This is a genomic window from Pseudoalteromonas sp. S3776, from assembly GCF_005886915.1.
GTDB lineage: Bacteria > Pseudomonadota > Gammaproteobacteria > Enterobacterales > Alteromonadaceae > Pseudoalteromonas.
In genome coordinates this window covers 1-452 of sequence record NZ_PNCU01000102.1, presented here as the reverse complement: position 1 = coordinate 452, position 452 = coordinate 1, and the positions used below count along the sequence as shown (strand labels likewise).

General features: G+C 40.0%; 1 protein-coding gene. It reads right to left on the bottom strand.

All coding sequences use genetic code 11. The features are described 5' to 3' along the window. Positions 1 to 366, bottom strand: a 366-nt coding sequence (locus CWC16_RS19330) for a transposase (RefSeq protein WP_138542685.1), incomplete at its 3' end; no start/stop codon positions are given. Positions 367 to 452 lie beyond the last annotated feature (86 nt).

Genomic DNA, 452 nt, shown 5'->3' with positions numbered 1-452 from the left:
AAAAAAGATAAGCTCTGCTTTGCCTAGCTTTTCGCCCTGTATGTACTTTTGCGTAAGTACGGTGCCTTTGCACAGCTTGTGCCACCGAATAACAATCGCCTTATCATTAAGCCTATTCGCTTTTTTATTATCAACATATAACACTAAGTGTGTATGATTGCTCATAACTGCATAAGCACAGACGTCAATACAAAATATCTTGGCCAATTCAAGCAACTTATCTTCAACCCACCCTCGTCGATGCTCGTAAGATTGACCTGTAATGTGGTCTTCGCCACACAGAAAAGCACGTCGAACACAGCGCGAGATACAGTGGTAATATTTTGTATCAACCAAACTTACTTGTCGCTTTCTTGCAATTGCCATAAGACACCCTGCTCGTTTTTTATACTGACAAAAGCCTAGTACTACGTTTGCTAAACTGCAAAATTAAGATGGGTGTCTTGTTTATT